Here is a 16,476-nt window from a genome sequence, read left to right as displayed (position 1 = left end):
TCCTGCAGAACGCCACGTTGAAGATCTACCCGGGCTTCCCGCACGGCATGCCGACCACCAAGGCCACGACCATCAACGCGGATCTCCTGGAGTTCTTCCGGTCCTGAGCGCGCGAGGCGGCTCGCCGGGTCACCGCACGGTGAGCCGCGTCAGGCTTGCCGTCGGGTTGCCGGTGACGCGAACGGCGACGTAGCGCGCCGTGCCGGTGAGCGGGACCGTCGTCGTGCGGCGCGCGGCCGGGGTTCGTGCGGTGGTGTAGGTGCGGCCGTCGGTGCTGGTCTCGACCGTGAAGGCGGGCAGGCGGCCGCCGGTCCAGGTCAGTTCGGCGGTGGTGACGGGGTGGGGTCCGCCGAGGTCGAGGACGAGGCGGCCGTCGGGGCCCGGGTGCCACGAGGTGCGCGGGTCGTCGTCGACGGCGGCGGTGGGGGTGGTCATGCCGGGCGGGAGGGGTTCGGCGGGGAAGACGACCGCGCCCAGGGCCAGGTCCGGCAAGGGGTACGGGCGGGTGCGGTGGGCGGTGACCGTCACCGGGTGCCGGGCGGGCAGGACCACGGGCCGCCAGGGCTCGCCGGCCGGCTGCACGGAGAGAACCACGGAGCGGTCGGCGGTCAGCCGGAGGGTGGCGGCGTCCACGACGGTCGCGCGCACACCGGCGGGCAGGTCCCGGCCCACCCCGCGCACGGTGAAGCGCGCCGGTTCGACGCGGGCTTCGGCGGGCGAGGCGGAGACCTGGACCGTGGTGCCGCTCGTGGTGAGCACCTGGTCGCCCCGGTAGAGCGCGGCGGCGCCGTCCGAGGCCGGCAGGGTGAGGGTTCCCGACGTCGCCGCGGCGGCGAGGTTGAACAGCACGAGGTGCCCGTCGAGCACGGAAACCCGCAGTGCCGCGGAACTCGCCGCCGGGCGGGGCGCGCGCACCGCGGCGGGCAGGTCGCGCGGGTCCGGGTGGCATTCGACGTGCAGAGGCGCGGAATCGCCGTCGGACAGCACGATCCGGTCGCCGGTGACGGTGGCCGGATGCGGTGAGCCGGACACGACGAACCCGGCGCGGCCGTCGACGTCGAGCCAGCCGCCGGTCGTGCTCACCGCCGGCAGCGGGTAGGTGCCGGCCGCGGTCCAGGTGGTGCCGTCGGCCGAGGTCTCCACGCGGTAGCGGCGGCCGGCGGCGGCCTCCCAGACCACGCGAACGCGGTCGAACCGTTGTGGCGCACCGAAATCGAGGGCGAGCCAGCTGTCGGCGCGCGGGCGGTCGGCGACGGAGACGGCCCAGCGCGTAGTCACGTCGCCGTCGTTCGCGTACTTCGCCTCCTTGCCCGGCGAAGCCGAGGAAGCCGAAGCTGTGGCCGCGCGGGCGAGGTCCGGGCCCGACGCGCCGTCGCGGGCTTCGAACGACCACACCGAGTACCCGTACGTCGGATCCGGCTGCACGCCGAGGATCCGCACGTACCGGGCCGTCACCGCGGGGAAGGTCACGTCGTCGGTTCGCCCACCGCCGGACGGCGGCGCCGGCGCGACGGGAACGGTCACGGCGCCTTCGGCGGTGCGGTAGGTCCGTTCTCCGGTCAGCCCCGGCACGCCGGGCATGGCGAGGTTGTACACCGACATCACGCCCTCGCCCGCGCCCAGACCGGTGCTGGCGTAGACCGCCGCGCCCGTCGGCAGGGTCGCGAAACCGGCGCGGCCCTGGTCGAACTCCCACACCGCGGCGCTCGCGTCGAAGCCGTCGCGGACCTTCGTCCACGTCGTGGTGTGCCGTTCCCGCACGGTCAGCGCCGTGGACGGGAGCAACATCGGCGTGGCGCCGCTGACGGTGAACAGCCAGTCGTCGTGGTGCGGCTGCCACGCGAACTTCGTGAACCCCGGCTTGCTCACCGCCGCGGCCCACGCGGCCGGGCTGCGGTGCGCGAGCAGCCCGGGCCCGTCGCCGAAGTCCGCGACGCCGACGGCGTGCGCGTCGAACTCCGCCTGGCTCACCGGACGCACCGGGCCACCGTGGTCCGCGCGCCATTCGTGCAGCAGGTAGCTGATCGCGATCTCCGCGCGCGCCTCCGGCTCGTACTTGGGCTCGCCCGAGAACTTCGTGACGCGGTCCGCCGGGGCGTAGGCCTGGTACGGCTCGAGCCGCTGGGCCAGCTGCGCCTCGGCGCGTGCGGCGTAGCGGTCGCCGAGCACCTGCGCGCGGAACGCCAGCGGGATGACGTCACGGCCGTACAGGTGCTCACGATCGGCGACCATCGGCATCAGGGGTTCGCCCGCGTCGCTGGCCATCAGCAGCATCGTGCGCCACAGCAGCTCGCCGTTGGGCTGCGCGGTGAGCACCTCCGGCAGCGGCTGCCCGGCGAGCAGGAAGTGCATCGCGTTGCGGCCGGAGGTCCGCCACAGCTCTTCCTGGTAGTGCGGGCCGAAGGAGCCGTGGTTCTCCACCAGGAAGGTGTCGTAGAGGTTCTCCGCCGTGTTGGCCGAGATCGGCACGCCGTCGACGACACGCGGGTTCGCGAGGTCCGCCGCGGGCAACGCGGTCTCGTTGCGGCTCCACCGCCCGAACCACTCGCGCCACTGCGCGGCGCGGGGATCCTTCGCGGCCCAGGCCATCCCCGGGGCGAGGGCCTGGGCGTACACGCCCATCTCCTCCAGCTTGGTGTCGCCGACGTGCCCGCCGGCGAGGCCGTTCGGCGTCCAGTCACCGGACAGCGGGTCGTCGCCGGTGCCGAGCGCCGCGGTGTAGGCGGCCTGACCGGCCGCGATCTCGTCGAGGTTCGCGCGCGTGGCGGCGTCGAGGTCCTGCCAGAGCAGCCGGCCGGCCAGCTGGAAGTAGGACTGGAACGTGGTGTCGAAGAACAGCCGGCGGCCCCACTCGGTGCCGCCGGTGACGAGGTTGCTCGCCGCGAAGTGCCGGATGGTGTCGACGGTGTGCCGGTGCAGCACCTCGCGGTCGACGCCCGTCACCGCCGCGTCGTACCCGTCGCGGGTCAGCAGGACGGCGTTGCCCAGGACCACGGCGAACGTGAAGTCCTTCGCCGGGTAGATGCCGGCCGCCGCGTCGAACTGCTGCTCGGCCCAGCGGGTGTGGCGCAGCAGCACGCGCAGGTAGGTCGCGGCGACGTCGTCGGGCGCTCCCCCACTCGCCGGGGCCGGGACGCCGGCCCCCGCCGCCGGGGTCACCAGGCCCGCGCTCACCAGCGCGAGCCCGCCCGCGCCGAGTCCCTGAAGCACCGCGCGCCGCCTGAGCGCCATGTTCGCCCCCTCGTTGACAACCTTGTCATCGCGTCGGCGCCGATTCTGCTTGCCGAGACGGCAGGCAGGCAACGCCCGACGGGAAACCCGTCCGATTCAGGACAACTCAGCCCGCGTCGGAGCCGTTCGCGGCGCGCCCCAGCCGCAGGGCGGAGACGAGGAAGAAGATGCCGCCCAGGGTGGCGTAGCCGGCGAGGGTCGTGAGAGACGCACTGTCCTTTGTGGCCTGCAGAACGAACGAAGCGCCGGCCACGACGGAGATCCCGCCGCTGAGGATCACGGGCCACTGGCCGCCCAGGGCGCGGCGCAGGAGGCCGACGCCGAGCTGCACGAGACCGGCCACGATCGCCCAGGCGCCCCACACGCCGAGGACGGCGGGGATGCCCGACGAGGCCGCGACGGCCAGGCCCACGGCGGCGAGCAGGCTGATCACCACGTTCACGTACAGGCCCGCGACCGGCTTGCCGCTCTTCGCCGAGCGGGCATCGACGACGGCTGCGGCCACGTCGAACAGCGGGTAGACCACGAGCAGCGTGACGGCGGCCGGCCCGAGGCTCGCGCCGGTGGTGAACAGCAGCGCGGCCCAGACCACGGCGAACGCGAAGCGGATGAAGTACAGGCGCCGCAAGGATTTCGCGATGCCCGCAGTGGCCGGCACGGTGCTGGTGCTCATGGGGTTCTCCTTCGTCGCGGGGCTGCGCCGCCAGGTAGACAGATCGTTCTATCTCGCTGCGAGGACTATGGCAGCGCGAAGCCGAGCCGTCAAGACCGACCGTTCTATCTGCTACCGTGGGAACCAACGACGAGAGGTGGACGGCGAAGTGTCCGAAGCACGAGCCCGGCTGCTCGCTTCGGCGAGCCGGCTGTTCTATTCGGAGGGTCTCCACTCGGTCGGCATCGACCGGGTCATCGCCGACGCGGGCGTCACCCGCGCCACGCTCTACCGCCACTTCCCGAGCAAGGACGACCTGCTGGTCGCGTACCTGACGGCGGCCGACCAGGCGATTCGTGCCGACGTGGAGACCGCCCGCACCGGCAAGACCTCCGGGGCCGACGCCGTCCGCGCGGTCGCCGAGTCGATCGCCGACGGCATCCGCACGCCCGGGTTCCGCGGCTGCGCCTTCCTCAACGCCGTCGCGGAGTACCCCGACCCCGCGCACCCCGTCCACCAAGCCGTGCTCACCCACCGGCAGTGGTTCCTGGACGTCGTCACCGAGCTGCTTGCGCAGGCCGGCGAAACGGCACCCGAGCCGGCCGCGAGGCACTTCGTCATGCTGCGCGACGGCGCGATGGCCGCGGGCTGCCTCACCGACCCGGCGCCGGTGTGCGAAACCTTCCGCCTCGGCGTCGAGGGACTCCTGAAGTACCGGGACACCCCGGTCGTGCCACCGAGGAAGCCCGGCCGGGCTTCGTAGGTCCCGCGGAGCCCCGTCGGGTTCGGGAAGCGGCGGGCCGGGGTGTTGCTGTGCCGCGAGTACCGGAACCCGGGCTGCGGTAGCCGGCGAACAGCTTCGGTCCGAAACTCCACGACCAGCCGCGCCGCGACGTTGACGCCACCAAGGCGTGAGCCCACGGTGACCGGACCAGCGCCCACACCGGCGCCACGACCAACCGGCTCCCCCCGTATCCGCGTCACCCAGGAACCCGACACCACGGGGAATCAGCGACACCGTCCACCGCGGGTTCCGCCCTCAACACCTGCGGAAATCCGCACCCACGCACGTCCGGCGGCCCGGCTCGCCCGATCACAGCTCGGGTGCGCACCACCGCCCTCGGTCCGCCGGCGCGGGACGGCGGTGAGCGCCGCCACTATTGAATGAACATTCATTGACGTCCGGGCGCAGCCGTGTCATCGTCTTACTAAATGAATATTCATTATCGGAGGCAGACATGACCAGCACCCTCGCCCCGGCCCACTGGACCCCCGATCGGATCGGTGACCTGCGCGACCGCGTCGCGCTCGTGACCGGTGGCAACAGCGGGATCGGCCTCGAGACCGCGCGCGTGCTGACTCGCCACGGCGCGCGCGTCCTCCTGGCCGGACGCAGCCAGGAGAAGCTCGACGAAGCCGTCGCCGCCCTGCGCAGCGACCAGCCCACCGCGCGGCTGGACACCGTCGTGCTGGATCTGGGCTCCCTGGCCTCGATCGCCGAGACGTCCGGGCGGCTGGCGGACACCGAGACGATCGACCTGCTCTTCAACAACGCCGGCGTGATGAACGTGCCGGAGCGGCGCACGACCTCGGACGGGTTCGAGCTGACCGTTGGCACCAACCACCTCGGGCACTTCGCCCTCACCGCCGGGCTGCTGCCCGCGCTGCGCCGCGCCGAGGCCGCGCGGGTGGTCACCGTCAGCGCGATCGCCGCGACGTGGCGCTCCGGCCGGCTCGACGACCTGATGAGCGTGCGGCGCTACGGCGCGATGAGCGCATACGCGAAGTCCAAGCGCGCCAACGTCGTCTTCACCCAGGAGCTGTCCCGGCGGCTGGCCGGTACCGCTCTGCGCGCGGTGTCGGTGCACCCCGGCTCGGCCGTGACCAACCTGCAGCGCCGCTCCGAAGACGCGCTCTCGCGGGCGATGATCGCGGTGCTCCGCACGGTGGCCATGGGTTCCCCCGAGGGTGCGGCCTGGCCGTCGCTGTACGTCGCGACCAGCCCCGAAGTTCTCAGCGGCGCCTTCTACGGCCCCGCCGGCCGCGACCAGACCTCCGGCACCCCGAAGCCGGTCAAGCTCCCCCGCGGCGCCGACGACCCGGCCGAAGGCGCCCGTCTCTGGGCCGAGAGCGAACGCCTCACCGGCGTCACCTTCGCCCTCTGATCTCCAGAAAGGACCTGATCCCATGCCCGATCCGACCTTCGACCTCCGCCTGCAGGACGTCGCCCCCGCTCTCCTCGAGGCCCAGCGCGAGGTGAACGCCGTGCTCGCGAAGATGCCCCACCCCGGACGTGCGGACCCCCGAAGGGCTCGCAGCCCTGCGTGCCGGCACCGCCCACAACCCCGGCCTGACCGATCTGAGCCCGACCGAACTCCACGTCGACGGACCCGCCGGCCCCCTGCGGCTGCGCGTGTTCACGCCGCCCGAGCTACGCGCGGTCCTCTACCGCATCCACGGCGGCGGCTGGGCCGCCGGAGCACCGGAGACGACGACCTCGTCAACGACCGCCTCGCCCGCGCGACCGGCACGATCGTGGTCAGCCCGGAGTACCGGCTGGCGCCCGAGGCCACCATCCCCGAGCAGATCGAGGAGACCGTCGCCGTCGCCCGCTGGCTCGCCCGGCACGCGACCGCGGAGTTCGGCACCGGACGGCTGCTGATCGGCGGCATCTCCGCCGGCGCGCACCTCGCCGCCGCGACGCTGCTGGCCCTGCGCGACGCCGGCGACCCCGCGTTCGGCGCGTTCGCCGGCGCGTACCTCGACTGCGGCATCTACGACCTGGGCCTGTCCCCCAGCGCCGCCGCGGCCACCGAAGACAGCCTCGTGCTCACCCGGTCCTGGATCGACGGCCTGCCCGACCTCGCCCTCCCCGGCCACACGCCGGAGCAGCGGCGCGCCCCGCAGCTGTCCCCGGCGCCGGCCGACCTCACCGGGTTCCCGCCCGCCCTGCTGACCGTCGGCGACCTCGACCCGCTGCGCGACGACGCGATCCTGCTCGCCGCCCGCCTCCGGCTCGCCGGCCGCGTCGCGCGGCTGGAGATCTGGCCCGAAGCCCCGCACGCGTTCACCGACTTGGCCACCCCGCTCGGAGACGTCGCCCTCGACAGCGCCATCGCGTGGCTCAACGACCTCCTCGAACCCGGTCGCACCGCACCCGGCCCGGCGGCGGTCGTGCACCGGTTCGTCACCGAGGTCGTCAACGGCGGCGACCTCGACGTGGTCGGCGAGCTCTGGCACGACGACCTCGCGTGGCACGCCGGCAGCGCCGGTGACCTCCACGGCATCGAGGCGTACCAGGCGGCCCTGCGCGCCGCGATCGGCGGGCGCCTTCACCGGCATGCACCTGACCGTGCAGGACACCCTCGTCGACGGTGACACGGTCGTGCTCCGGTTCACCAACAGCGGCACCCACACCGGGCCGTTCCTCGGTGTGGCCGCGACCGGGCGCCACGTCACCTGGTTCGGGATCGGCATCTACACCGTGCGGGCGGGCAAGATCGCCGAGGCGTGGTTCGGCGAGGACATGCTCGGCCTGCTGCGGCAGCTCAGCACGAATGAACATTCATTAGGATCACGGCATGGCACGGACCCGAGACCCCGAGAGCAAGCGCCGGCAGCTGCTGGACGGCGCGCTCGCCGAGTTCGCCGAGCACGGCATCGGCGGCGCCCGCGTGGAGCGCATCGCCGCCCGCGCCGGGGTCAGCGCCGGGCTCGTGTATTCCTTCTACGACGGCAAAGAAGGGCTGTACGAAGCGGTCTACGACGCCATCGTCGAGCAGGTCGTCTCCGGGATCCCGATCGACGCGGACGACCTGCCCGGGTACGCGGGGCAGCTCTACGACGCGGGCCTGCGGCACCCGGACGTGATGCGCTTCATCACCTGGTACCAGCTCGAGCGTGGCGGCATCCGGCCCGTCGTGGCCCAGTCCATGACCGACAAAACCGCGGCGATCGAGGACGCGCAGCGCCGCGGCACGGTGACCGGTCAGCGGACACCCGGCGAGCTGCTCGCCCTGGTGCTGACCGTCGCGAACATGTGGCAGAACCAGGGCGAGGACGTCCGCGGTCTCGTCCCGGAACCCGAACGCCGCCGCCTCGTCACCGACACCGTCCGGCAGCTGGTGGCCCCGGCACACTGACGGCGGGGTCGGCGAACCACTGTCAGTCCACTGTGGAGGAAAATCCGCGCCGGGCCGGGACGGCACGCGGGTACCGCCGCACCCGAATCGGCCGACGCGGTGAGCGCCGCCCGACGGCGCCGGGGAACCGATCCCGGCGCCGGATTTCACCTCCGCCGGGTGATGTCGCGCGGACGGTCGATGGCCACGCTGCCGATGACCGCGTACGGCGGCTCTCGCGGGCAGAACCCGCGTCCGGGGCAGGCCGGGGGACACGGCTTGGAGCCGCTCGACCTGGTCGCCGGTCCGTTGTGGACGGACGTCCCGGTCGTGCGGGTGTCGAGCATCGGAGGCGTGATGGCACTGGCTCAATCGGACTACCCGTTCCTGGACGTGATCTGGACCATGCTGGTGTTCTTCGGCTGGGTGGTCTGGTTCTGGATGCTCATCGTGATCTTCGGCGACCTCTTCCACCGCTCGGACGTCTCCGGCTGGGGCAAGGCGGGCTGGACCGTGTTCGTCCTGGTGCTGCCGTTCGTCGGCGTGCTGATCTACCTCATCGCGCAGGGCAAGCACATGGGCGAACGCCGTCGGTCCGAGGCGGCCTCTACCCAGAAGCAGTTCGACGACTACGTCCGTTCGGTCGCCGGCAACGGTGACAAGGGCGCCGCCGACCAGATCGCCGACGCGAAAAAGCTCCTCGACACCGGCGCCATCAACGCGGAGGAGTACGAATCCCTGAAGGCCAAGGCACTCGCTCGGTGAGCGTGGGCCGGCCAGGCCCCGCCGGCAGGCCGAGGCCGGCGGGGCCGCCTCGTGCGCGGAGACGGAGAGAGCCGGTTTCCGGCGCGGAGCAGGCGGAGGTGGGCGTGGCCGAGCAGGTGGGTGACCGAAGCGCGGGACGGCGCCGGGCCGCGGGCATCTACGGGGTGATCGTCACCGCGGCCATCCTGACCGCCGTCGGCGGACAGCTCTCCACCCTGCCGCTGGCGATCGCGGTCGTGGTCACGCTGCTGGTCTACTGGACGGCCGAGGAGTACGCGGAGCTGCTGGGCCAGGAAGTCGAGGACGGCAAGCTGCCGAGCCGGGCGCGGATCGCCGCGGAGCTGCGGGCCACGTGGCCCATGGTGACGGCCTCGTTCGGCCCGATCGCCGCGCTCCTGCTGGCCCGGCTCGCCGGCGCCTCCCCCGGCGCCGCGGCCAACACCGGCCTGGCCGTGGCGGTGGTGGTCCTGACCTACCACGCGTGGTCCGCGGCGAGGGTGGCCCGGCTACGCGGCGCGGCGCTGATCGGGACGACCTGCGCGGCGGGACTGCTCGGTGTCGTCATGATCCTTTTGAAGAACCTGATTCTCGTTCACCTGCATTGAAGGGCACCCAGCCGGCACCCGTTTCCCCACGGAACGCCGCCACGGCGGCGCCGACAGTGGGGTAGAAATGCGCGGGGTCGATGCTGCGGGTCAGCTCGTACCGGTCGATCTTGCGCCGCACCGGGTCCTTGACCTCGGCCATGACCAGGTGGATGTCGCGGGCGTTGAGCTCGTCGTCGAGCTCGCGAAGCATGTCGGCCGCGGTCGTGTCCACATCGGTCACCGGCTCCGCGGCCACGACAATCCAGCGGGGGGCGGGGCTCGCCGAGGCCAGCCGGCGGATCTCGGCGCGGAAGGTCTTGGCGTTGGCGAACATCAGCGGCGCGTCGAACCGGAAGATCACCAGGCCCGGAAGCCGCAGTGCGTGCGGGTAGGACCGGACGTCGTGGAAGCCGCGCAGACCCTCGACCTGCCCGAGAATCGTGTGGTAGGGCAGCCACACGTGCCGGAACACGTTCAGGATCGACAGCCCCACGGCGATCGCGATGCCGGGCAGCACGCCGAGCAGGGCGACTCCGGCCAGCGCGGCGGCCGAGAGCAGGAACTCGGTCTTGCGCTGCCGCCACAGCCGCACCGTCCCGGGCACGTCGGACAGCGACAGCGCCGCGGTGATGACGATCGCGGCCAGTACCGGCTGTGGCAGGTTCCGGAACAGCCCGGGCGCCGCCACGATCATCACGATGATCAGCACGGCGCCGACGACCCCCGTCAGCTGGGTGCGCGCTCCCGCCTGCTGGGCGACCGCGGTCCGCGAGCCACTGGTACTGACCGGAAACCCCTGGAAGAGCCCGGCCGCCAGGTTCGCCACCCCGATGCCCGCCATCTCCTGGTTGCCGTGGACCTCCTGCCCGGTGCGGGCGGCGAAGGCCGAAGCCGTGGAGATCGTGTCCGCCAGCGACACCACCGCGATGCCCACCGCGCCGGCCAGCAGTGGCGCGAGATCGGCGAACCCCACGTGCGGGAACGTCAGCGGAGGAAACCCCGCCGGAAGAACGCCGACCACCTGCACGCCGTGCTCGGCCAGGTCGAACAGGGGGACCGCGATGAGCGCGAGCACGACGACGACCAGGATCCCGGGGACTTTGCGCACCCAGCGCTGCAGCACCAAGATCAGCACGAGCGCGCCGAGGCCCACCGCCGCGGCCGCGCCGACCACCTCGCCGCCCGCGATCGCCCGGGCCACCGCGCCGATTTCGGCGATGAGCCCGTCCGCGTCGACGCTGAACCCGCACAGCTTGGGCAGCTGGCCGACCACGATGGTCAGAGCCAGCCCGTTGAGGTACCCGATCATCGTGGGCTTCGAGATGAGGTCGGCGATGAACCCGAGCTTCGCGACCGAGGCGACGATCATGATCACCGCGACCATGATCGCCAGCATCGACGCCAGCGCGACGGCCCGTGCCGGGTCCCCGTCCGCCGCCACCAGCGGCAGAACGGTCGCGGCGATCATCGGCCCGAGCGACGAGTCGGGCCCCAGGACGAGGATCCGCGACGGCCCGAACACCGCGTAACCCAGCAGGCACAGGATGGACGTGTACAGACCGGTGATCGCGGGCAAGCCGGCGAGCTCCGCGTACGCCATGCCTTGCGGCACCAGGAGCGTGGTCAGGACGAGACCCGCCACCACGTCCTTGACCAGCCACTGGCGCCGGTAGGTCCGCACCATCCGCAGACCGGGGATCCACTGGACCATGGCGCCGATCCCTTCTGCCGACACCCCGTTCCCGCGATGGTAACCACGCCACCGGTGTCCGCCCTCGCCTGCGGAGGAGGAGCCAGTGCGCGAACTCCGTCCACAGTGGAGATCGTCCGCCGAGGACGATCAGTCCGTGACGCCGGCCGCGTCCAGGAGGGTTCGCGCGGTGGCGACGGCCAGGCCGCGCAGGTCGTCGGCGCCGACGCCGGCGCGGCTGCTGGCCCCGTCGTAGAGGACGGCGAGCTGGCGGGTGAGGAAGTCGGGGTCGGTGGCGTTGCCGCGCTCGGCTTCGGCGCGGAAGAAGCCTTCGAGGTACTCCTCTTTGAGGCGAGCGGCCGCGGCACTGGCGGGGTGGGCGGGGTCTTTCAGTTCGAGCTGTGTCGCGAGGTAGGCGCACCCTCGGTAGGCGGGTGAGCTCGCGAAGGCTTCCAGCTGCTCGAACACGTGCAACAGCCGCGCGCGGGGGCCGGAGCCGAAACCGGGGGGCGGCAACAGGAAGGCCGCGTCGTCGTCGATGCGGCGGCGCAGTGCGGCTTCGAGCAGGGCGTCTTTGCTGTCGAACAGCTCGTACATCGACTTCTTGGAGATCCCCGCGCGCCGGCACAGCGCGTTGGCGCCGACGGCCACGCCGTCGCGGTAGAAGAGCTCGATCGCGGCACGCAGGAGCCGCTCGCGCTGGGACTCCCGGACGGCGTTGTCCGAGACTCCGGCCTTCGCGTCGGGCGCGGCGGTTTCGGTGCTCATGGCATTCAGGCTACCTCGCGAGGGTTGACACGAGAAACCAACCGGTTTACGTTGGCGCCGCCTCAGAAACTGATCGGTTTCTGATCTTCGCTTACCCGATGAGGAAGAAGCCCGACCATGACTGTCAACGGATCCGTCGCCTTCGTGACCGGCGGCAACCGCGGCCTCGGCGCGCAGTTCGTCCGCGCGCTGCTCGACGCCGGCGCGAGCAAGGTGTACGCGGCGGCCCGCGACCCGCGCACCGTCACGAACGCGGGCGCCGTCCCGATCGCGCTCGACATCACCGACCACGCCTCGGTCGCCGCCGCCGCGGAGCAGGCGCCGGACGTGACGCTGCTGATCAACAACGCCGGGATCCTGACGTCGACCGGCGTCCTCGACGGCGACCTCGACGCCTACCGCCTCGAGTACGAGACCCACGTACTCGGCACCCTCGCCGTGACCCGCGCCTTAGCGCCGGCCCTGGCCCGCAACGGCGGAGGGGCGATCCTCAACGTGCTGTCGGTGCTGTCGTGGGCGTCGGTCCCCCACTGGGCGGCCTACTGCGCCGCCAAGGCCGCCGAGTGGTCGGTCACCAATTCCCTGCGCGTGGAGCTGGCCGGGCAGGGCACCCAGGTGAGCAGCCTGCACGTCGGCTACCTGGACACCGACCTGATCGCCGACCTCGACGACGTCGAGAAAGCGGACCCGGCCGAGGTCGCCCGGATCGCCCTCGACGGCGTCGCGCAGGGGCGGCTGGAGGTGGTCGCGGACCAGTTCACCCGGCAGGTCAAGGCCGGACTCGCCCAGGGCGTCGAAGTCCTCTACCCGCAGGTCGCCCGGGCCTGACCCCCAGCCGCGTTCTGGCCGTTCGAGCAGCGGCCCGACGTCGTTGGCACCACGCACCTCACCACCGGCGGATCACGCTCGCGCCTTTCGGCCCGGGCGCGGTCGTGGACTTCGACGCCGGCGCGGACGGGTCCCCGTGACGCGCGGCGACGAGGACCGGCGCGCACGCGGGAATCACGCCGCGTGCCCGCAGTGGGGCACAGCGGCTGAGCCGCCATTCCGGGAGCCGGCACGTCGGCCGCCGAAACGACGAGCAGGCCGTGCGCGGCGGCGAACGACGCCAGTTCCTCCGTACCGGCCAGGTCACCCGCCTCCCGTTGCGACACGATGGCGCTGAGCACCGCGGCTTCCCGCTTGCCCGCGAGCCGCAGCAGCGCGAGGGCGGCCTCGCCGCGGCCGGTGCGGTGCGGGGTGCCTTCGCGGGCCGTCCGGATGGGCACGACGTGGCCGGGCCGGGTGAAACCGGCCGGCGTGGCGGCGGGATCGGCGAGCAGCCGGATCGTGCGGGCCCGGTCGGCCGCGGAGATGCCGGCCGTACCGCCGGCGGGCGTCGACCGTGACGGCGACGGCTTCTCCTCCGCACGCCGACGCGCCGGGATACATAGGAACCCGAGACGGTCGCAGTCCTCGTCCGGCAGGGCGACGCAGACGAACCCGTCGGTGTACCGGCCGGACAAGGAAACCAGGTGCGGCGTCGCGTCCTGCGCGGCGAACACGAGGTCGTCGTGCGTGCCCGCCGGCACCACCGGCCGGCCGCGATCGCGGCGGCGGCCTCCTCGACGCTCGCGGCGCCGGCCCGGTGCCCGGGTGAAAGCTGCTGTGTCATCGTCGTCTTCCTTCGTGACACCCGGTTGTGGAGAGGCGGACTCTCCACAACCGGGTCGCTCATCCGGCAGCGGGCTTCGAGGCGATGCGGTGGAAACCACCGCGGTAGAACAGCAGCGGCTCGGCGCCGTCGTGCGCGTCCGGCGAGCTCATCTCCAGCACGTGGCCGACGACGAGGTGGTGGTCGCCCGCCTCGTGCCCGGCGTCGATCTCGCAGTCGAGCCACACGAGGCTCCCGGCCAGGACGGGGTTCCCCGGTTCAGGGGCAGCCGGAAGACCACCCCGCGGCGCTCGCAGGACTTCACGACCGGGACCTCCGGGGTGGGGTCTTTCGCAGAGGGCGGGTTCGGCTCGATATCCGTCACGGGTTCCTTTCCCGCGATGGCGCGCAGTTCCGCGCCACGGCATCCTTCCGGCGATGCTCGTCCCGCCGCGGTTTCCTGTCGAATGCCCGTTCGCGCTCGCGGCATACGCGCCGGGCATATCCGCGGCCCACCGCGCGGAAAAAACAAGTTTGACGTCCGCGGGCCCGCCGGAGAAGATGGGTGCACACCAGCGAACGAAGGGGCAGGTCATGACGAACACGCGGGAGCGGGGGACGCAGCGCCGGAATCCGGCCGCCGCGATCGTCGCCGTGCGTTCGTCCGGCCGGAAACCCTGCGCCTGGACCACCAACGGCATTGTCGCCGGCTCCCCACTCTGACATGACACCACGCCAGGTCGAGGGAGCCGCCCATCGGGAAACCGATCCGGGCGGCTTTCTCTTTTTCGCGTACTCGTGATCGATCTGCCGGTGAGCTTCCGGAGAGAGCGCGGCGGTCTCCAAAACCGTTCGCCGAAGGTTCGACTCCTTCCACCGGTGCTTCACGCCTCGTTTCAGGGGCGTGTTCATTGAAAATTTCACAACAAAAGAACACATTTTTCACCTCGCGCGGTCGTGGTGAACTCGGCGGACACGTCGGTCTTCCAAACCGAAGCAGAGGGTTCGATGCCCTCCGGCCGCTCGCAGCGGTGGTTCGCCTCTTCAGCTCGCCAGGCAGAGCACCCGTCTCGTAAACGGAAGGACCGGGTTCGAGTCCCGGAAGAGGCTCGTGATCACGGAGGGCGCGCCCTCCCCTCTTTCCGGATCGCTGGCTCAACGGCAGAGCAGCCGACTCTTACTCGGCGGGTTCGGGGTTCGACTCCCCGGCGATCCACTTCGCACCACGGGCTCACCAGGCCCGCGGCGCGAGGGCCGCTAGCTCAATCGCGCAGAGCAGCCGACTTTTACTCGGCGGGTTCGGGGTTCGACTCCCTGGCGGCCCACTCCCCCGGCTCTTTCCCCTGAGGCGCAACAGGCTGCGCACCCGACTGTTACTCGGGAGGTACCAGGTTCGAGTCCTGGCAGGGGAGCTCGTCGTGCCCAGTGTCCCCTGTGGACCCCCGGACACGCCCCGGGGAGACGCGCCGGAGCGCAGACGATCGTTGCAAGATCGCCGCGGTGGGTTCGACACCCACGTCTTCCACTCCGCACACCGGGTTCGATCCCCCGGCGGGACGACACCGAAGGACACGGGCCGTGGTTCGCGGCCGCCGAGGACGGGGGTGACCAGCGGACCCCGCAAGCCACACCCGGCTTTACCGCTTTGTCGACGTTCGGGGTCTCCAGGGTCGAACCCACACTTCGACCCGGCACAACGTTCTGCAAACCCAAGGCTGGCGCGATGGCGGCTGACTCCGTCACACCCACCACGTTCAACGCGGTCGACCAGTTTGGGCGACAAGCTGGAGCTGTTCACCACGGCCCTCGCGAGCCGGTGCCTCGGTGCCGTCGCCGTGCCCGCGTCGACCATGTTGACGGCGGGCGAACTGGGCAACCAAGCCCACAGCAGTCACGGTGGGCAACCCGAGTCCGGAAACGCGGGGGCGCGGTCAGTCCTGCCGGAGGTCTCGCTCGAACCAGTGGTGGGCGTAGGACTCGTCGTTGAACGCGTCGACTTCGGCGAACCCCGCGGTCTCGTAGAGGCGCCGGGCTTCGACGAGCGCCTTGTTCGTCTCCAGCCGCAACGTGTGCAGGCCGCGTGAGGAGGCCTGCTGCGCCAGGGAATCGAGGAGCCGCCGGCCCACCCCCAGCCCCCGGACGGCCGGGGAGACCCACATGCGCTTGATCTCGGCGATCCCGGTGCCGGTGTGGAGCTTGAGGGCGCCGCAGCCCACTGGCGAGCCCTGGAGAGCGGCCACGAGCAGCAGACCCGAGGGCAGTGTCATCTCGCCATCGCCGGCCGAAATGCTCCGCGCCGGGTCGAAGCCCGCGTCGAAGCGGCGGCCGAGCTCGTCGAAGTAGGACCGGAGGCAGTACCGGGCTTCGGGGCTGCGCGGGTCGGTGATCTCGATGCGGACGAGTGATGCCGTGACCAGCTTCTCGACCTCGGCCATGGCGCTCACCAGGCGTTCCCGCTGCGCGACGGTCAGCGGTTCCAGCATCGACGCGGCCAGCTCGTCCGACGCGTGATCGAGCACGTCGCGCTCGGCGAGGCCGGCAGGGGTGAGGTTCGCGGTGCGCACCCGCCCGTCGTGGTCGCCCGGATCCGTGGTCACCAGTCCCTGCGACTCCAGCAGCCGAAGCTGACGGCTCACGTAGCCGGAGTCCAGACCCAGGCGGGCGCGCAACACCCGGATCTCCGACCCGTCCGGCCCGATCTCCCACAGCAGCCGCGAAAGCCCGAGCGAGCGCTCGCGCGACAGGTACGCATCCTCCAGCGCGCCCACCCGCTGGGTCACGACTCGGTTGAACCGCCGGACGGCTTCGATCTGCTCCCCCATTCTCTGACCATAGTCAGAGAAATCTGCGGCTGACAAGTCCGGCTTCGGCGAGGCCGGGCGCGGTGCCACGGCAAAGGGATAGGACCTCGGGTTACGCACCCGGACCCGGCCGGGGCCCCGGACATCCACAGTGGACAACCACCCTGACCAGCACACAACCGAACAAACGCAAGCCCCGGTCCCACCCCCTGAGAACCCTTGTGCCCG

15 protein-coding genes, 6 tRNA genes and 2 pseudogenes are annotated in these 16,476 nt (G+C 71.9%); 16 read left to right on the top strand and 7 right to left on the bottom strand.

Annotated elements, in window-relative coordinates; translation table 11 throughout:
• Nucleotides 1-107 (top strand): annotated as a pseudogene (locus tag AB0K15_RS42495) (alpha/beta hydrolase); the annotation flags it as partial.
• Between the two features lie 22 nt (nt 108-129).
• On the opposite strand, the gene AB0K15_RS42490 reads toward AB0K15_RS42495, so the two are convergent.
• Nucleotides 130-3,231 carry a discoidin domain-containing protein gene (locus AB0K15_RS42490; protein ID WP_364064995.1) on the bottom strand — a complete coding sequence of 1,034 codons (3,102 nt, stop codon included), beginning with the start codon at nt 3,229-3,231 and terminating at the stop codon, nt 130-132.
• Between the two features lie 106 nt (nt 3,232-3,337).
• Nucleotides 3,338-3,904, bottom strand: coding sequence for a hypothetical protein (locus tag AB0K15_RS42485; RefSeq protein WP_364064992.1), 567 nt, complete (start codon nt 3,902-3,904; stop codon nt 3,338-3,340).
• Nucleotides 3,905-4,052: 148 nt separating this feature from the next.
• Here AB0K15_RS42485 and AB0K15_RS42480 point away from each other — a divergent pair, with 148 nt between their 5' ends.
• From AB0K15_RS42480 to AB0K15_RS42450, 7 genes and pseudogenes are all read left to right on the top strand, one after another.
• Entirely contained in the window at nt 4,053-4,646 is a 594-nt protein-coding gene (locus AB0K15_RS42480) for a TetR/AcrR family transcriptional regulator (protein WP_364064989.1), read from the top strand.
• Between the two features lie 475 nt (nt 4,647-5,121).
• On the top strand, nt 5,122-6,048 hold the full coding sequence (locus AB0K15_RS42475; RefSeq protein ID WP_364064986.1) for an oxidoreductase: 927 nt from the start codon (nt 5,122-5,124) through the stop codon (nt 6,046-6,048).
• Nucleotides 6,049-6,070: 22 nt separating this feature from the next.
• Complete coding sequence (locus AB0K15_RS42470; RefSeq protein WP_364064983.1) at nt 6,071-7,261, top strand: alpha/beta hydrolase fold domain-containing protein; 1,191 nt, start codon at nt 6,071-6,073, stop codon at nt 7,259-7,261.
• Nucleotides 7,224-7,373: pseudogene (locus AB0K15_RS42465) on the top strand (ester cyclase); the annotation flags it as partial. The gene AB0K15_RS42470 and the pseudogene AB0K15_RS42465, both read left to right, overlap by 38 nt.
• A 91-nt stretch (nt 7,374-7,464) precedes the next feature.
• Nucleotides 7,465-8,025, top strand: a complete 561-nt coding sequence (locus tag AB0K15_RS42460; RefSeq protein ID WP_364064980.1) for a TetR family transcriptional regulator — start codon at nt 7,465-7,467, stop codon at nt 8,023-8,025.
• 180 nt (nt 8,026-8,205) lie between these two features.
• Nucleotides 8,206-8,769, top strand: coding sequence for an SHOCT domain-containing protein (locus tag AB0K15_RS42455; RefSeq protein ID WP_364064977.1), 564 nt, complete (start codon nt 8,206-8,208; stop codon nt 8,767-8,769).
• 104 nt (nt 8,770-8,873) lie between these two features.
• Nucleotides 8,874-9,374, top strand: coding sequence for a hypothetical protein (locus AB0K15_RS42450; RefSeq protein ID WP_364064974.1), 501 nt, complete (start codon nt 8,874-8,876; stop codon nt 9,372-9,374).
• On the opposite strand, the gene sulP is transcribed toward AB0K15_RS42450, so the two are convergent.
• Nucleotides 9,331-11,067, bottom strand: a complete 1,737-nt coding sequence (sulP, locus tag AB0K15_RS42445; RefSeq protein WP_364064971.1) for a sulfate permease — start codon at nt 11,065-11,067, stop codon at nt 9,331-9,333. The genes AB0K15_RS42450 and sulP overlap by 44 nt on opposite strands.
• 129 nt (nt 11,068-11,196) lie before the next feature.
• Nucleotides 11,197-11,814, bottom strand: a complete 618-nt coding sequence (locus tag AB0K15_RS42440) for a TetR/AcrR family transcriptional regulator (RefSeq protein WP_364064968.1) — start codon at nt 11,812-11,814, stop codon at nt 11,197-11,199.
• Nucleotides 11,815-11,931: 117 nt separating this feature from the next.
• Between AB0K15_RS42440 and AB0K15_RS42435 the strand changes: the two genes are divergently transcribed.
• Entirely contained in the window at nt 11,932-12,642 is a 711-nt protein-coding gene (locus tag AB0K15_RS42435; RefSeq protein ID WP_364064965.1) for an SDR family oxidoreductase, read from the top strand.
• Here the strand turns inward: AB0K15_RS42435 and AB0K15_RS42430 are convergent.
• Nucleotides 12,618-13,385 carry a 3,4-dihydroxy-2-butanone-4-phosphate synthase gene (locus tag AB0K15_RS42430; protein ID WP_364064961.1) on the bottom strand — a complete coding sequence of 256 codons (768 nt, stop codon included), beginning with the start codon at nt 13,383-13,385 and terminating at the stop codon, nt 12,618-12,620. The two genes, AB0K15_RS42435 and AB0K15_RS42430, sit on opposite strands and share 25 nt — an antisense overlap.
• Nucleotides 13,386-13,527: 142 nt before the next feature.
• Nucleotides 13,528-13,875 (bottom strand): flavin reductase family protein, encoded by a 348-nt coding sequence (locus AB0K15_RS42425; RefSeq protein ID WP_364064957.1) that lies wholly within the window; start codon nt 13,873-13,875, stop codon nt 13,528-13,530.
• A 166-nt stretch (nt 13,876-14,041) separates the two neighbouring features.
• Here AB0K15_RS42425 and AB0K15_RS42420 point away from each other — a divergent pair, with 166 nt between their 5' ends.
• The 7 genes from AB0K15_RS42420 to AB0K15_RS42390 all read left to right on the top strand — a co-directional run bounded on the left by AB0K15_RS42420 (nt 14,042) and on the right by AB0K15_RS42390 (nt 14,859).
• Nucleotides 14,042-14,170, top strand: coding sequence for a hypothetical protein (locus AB0K15_RS42420; protein WP_364064954.1), 129 nt, complete (start codon nt 14,042-14,044; stop codon nt 14,168-14,170).
• A gap of 86 nt (nt 14,171-14,256) precedes the next feature.
• Nucleotides 14,257-14,329: transfer RNA gene (locus AB0K15_RS42415), tRNA-Trp, on the top strand.
• Nucleotides 14,330-14,398: 69 nt separating this feature from the next.
• Nucleotides 14,399-14,471, top strand: a tRNA-Gly gene (locus tag AB0K15_RS42410).
• A gap of 14 nt (nt 14,472-14,485) precedes the next feature.
• Nucleotides 14,486-14,557: transfer RNA gene (locus tag AB0K15_RS42405), tRNA-Thr, on the top strand.
• A gap of 34 nt (nt 14,558-14,591) precedes the next feature.
• Nucleotides 14,592-14,663 (top strand) — tRNA-Lys (locus AB0K15_RS42400).
• A gap of 35 nt (nt 14,664-14,698) precedes the next feature.
• Nucleotides 14,699-14,772, top strand: a tRNA-Lys gene (locus AB0K15_RS42395).
• 14 nt (nt 14,773-14,786) lie between these two features.
• Nucleotides 14,787-14,859, top strand: a tRNA-Asn gene (locus AB0K15_RS42390).
• Nucleotides 14,860-15,378: 519 nt separating this feature from the next.
• On the opposite strand, the gene AB0K15_RS42385 is transcribed toward AB0K15_RS42390, so the two are convergent.
• The gene (locus tag AB0K15_RS42385; protein WP_364064951.1) at nt 15,379-16,269 is read right to left on the bottom strand and encodes a bifunctional helix-turn-helix transcriptional regulator/GNAT family N-acetyltransferase; all 891 of its coding nucleotides are present in this window, start codon (nt 16,267-16,269) and stop codon (nt 15,379-15,381) included.
• Between the last annotated feature and the right edge of the window lie 207 nt (nt 16,270-16,476).

This window comes from Amycolatopsis sp. NPDC049253 (assembly GCF_040678995.1).
Lineage (GTDB): Bacteria > Actinomycetota > Actinomycetes > Mycobacteriales > Pseudonocardiaceae > Amycolatopsis.
Note: the sequence above shows the minus strand (reverse complement) of the source record. Positions and strands in the feature narration are given on the sequence as shown.